The organism is Streptomyces sp. NPDC058307, assembly GCF_042880295.1.
Lineage (GTDB): Bacteria > Actinomycetota > Actinomycetes > Streptomycetales > Streptomycetaceae > Streptomyces.
The window spans coordinates 1-2,187 of sequence record NZ_JBHVYZ010000164.1 but is presented as its reverse complement, the minus strand read 5'-3'; the positions used below and the strand labels follow the sequence as shown (position 1 = coordinate 2,187).

The following is a 2,187-nucleotide window of genomic DNA, read 5'->3' as shown; positions in this document are numbered from 1 at the left end:
TGGCTGGTGGTGAGGTGGACTGGGCGGCCGCGAACGGTGGCCGGGCCGGGCAGGTGGTCAACGTGGGTCTGCCGACGTATCCTTTCCAACGGCAGCGGTACTGGCCATCCGCCGTGACCAGGCGCGGCGACTCCGCTGATCTGGCCGACGGAGAGTTCTGGGCAGCGATCGAGGGCAACGACGCCGAGGCCCTCGCCACCGTGCTCCGCCTGCCTGCCGCCGAGCGCTCGATGGTCGAATCGCTGATGCCGGCACTTTCCGGCTTACGACGTCTGCAACGCAGTCACACGAAGTTCGACTCGCAGCTGTACCGGATGGCGTGGGAACCGGTGACCGCGACCGCTGCGGCGCGACCGACGCACAGCGGGGATTGGCTCGTCCTCGTCCCTCCAGGATTCCGCCACGAACGGGTCGTCACCGAGGTCATCGAGGCACTGTCCGCCGGTGGCGGCGCCGTCCATCGTCTCCAGATCGACCCAGCACAGTTCGACACTTCCCTGAGCGAGCGCTCTCTCGACGTCGTCGGAGTGGTGTCGTTCGCTCCGCCTGGACTGCTGACCATCACGGATCTCCCCGTGTGGAACGCTACGGTCGAGGCCGTCGCCGCCGAGCAGTCCGATCGCGAGGGTGACCCGCGGCAGGCCGTTCTCTGGGACCGTCCGTCGATGTCGGGCGGTCACGGCGGACACCTCGACCTGCCCCACTCGTGGAACGCCACCGTTCGAGATCAGCTGCGTGCAGTGCTCGACGGACAGTACAACGGTGACCGGCTGGCTCTGCGTATGACCGGAGTCTTCGCCAGGCGGGTGCGCCCCGCATCCATCGACGTCAGCACGTCACAGTTGCCGTGGCAGCCGGACGGCAGTGTGCTGCTGGCCGGTGACGACGACGGACCGTTGGCCGCAGCACTGACGTGTTGGCTGACTGCCGCAGGAGCCGACGTCGTGCGGGGAACGGACGTACCGACTGGGGTCACTGCGGTCGTTTGCCTGCCGGACGAGCGGGGTGGGGCCCCGGGCATCGAGGCGCTGCGTCGCCTGCATGAGCAGACCGTCGACCGTGACCTCTCCGCTTTCGTCGTGGTGTCCCATGCCGGTGCGCAGCTCGGGCTCGACCCGGACGCGGGCAGGCGGGCCTACGGGGCCTTCGCCGACGCACTGGTGAGGTCGCGCCGGGCGGACGGGTACGCGGGCACATCCATCGGATGGCACGGCGCGGCCGCCACGCAGGTCAACGGCTTGTCCTCCACCGACCCGGACGACCTGGTCGAAGCACTCGCATGGGCCGTAGGACACGGCGACGCGTGCGTCACTCTCGCGGATCTCACCGATGACCTGCGAGCCACCATTCTGAACGGTCCCCGGCACAAGACGACGCCGGCGCATGCCCATGATGTGCGCCGTGCCGTCCAGGCGATCGGCACGTCGAAGGCAGACGGTGAACGCCAACTCCTCGATCTGGTGCTGACCTACGCCGCAGAAGTACTCGGCTTCGACGGGCCGCAGAACATCGACGCCGACCGGAACTTCCGCGAGCAGGGCTTCGAGTCGTACAGCTCCGTCGACCTGCGCAACCGGCTGGCGGCGGCCACCGATGTGAATCTGCCCGCCACTGCTCTGTTCGACTACCCGACACCGACAGCGCTGGTGGCCTACCTGCACCAGTGCCTCCTCGGCGAGCAGGCAGCCTCACCGGAGACTCCGACCGCGCTCGTGCCGGCCGATGAGCCGATTGCGATTGTGGGGATGGGCTGCCGTTTCCCGGGCGGGGCCGACAAGCCCGAGCAGCTGTGGGAACTCATGCTGGCGGAGCGCGATGTCATCTCGGACTTTCCCCTTGACCGGGGCTGGGACCTCGACACGTCCGGGAACGGGGCCGACGGCGCGGAGACTCCGTTTGCCCGTGTGGGTGGGTTCGTCCATGACGCCAGCGACTTCGACGCGGAGTTCTTCGGGATCAGTCCGCGTGAGGCTGTGGCGATGGATCCGCAGCAGCGTTTGCTGTTGGAGACCTGCTGGGAGGCCTTGGAGGATGCGGGGATCGATCCGTCCTCGCTGCGAGGTTCCGACGCCGGCGTGTATGCCGGCATCACCAACTCGGGCTACGAGGCTGGTGAGGAGGACGGGGCCGTTGGCTATGGGATGACCGGTACGACGGTGAGTGTGGCGTCGGGTCGGGTGGCGTATT

1 protein-coding gene is annotated in these 2,187 nt (G+C 68.2%); it reads left to right on the top strand.

Annotation, left to right across the window (positions count from 1 at the left end):
- Positions 1–14: 14 nt before the first annotated feature.
- On the top strand, positions 15–2,187 hold a 2,173-nt coding region (locus tag ACFVYN_RS41285), incomplete at its 3' end, for a beta-ketoacyl synthase N-terminal-like domain-containing protein (RefSeq protein ID WP_390008066.1).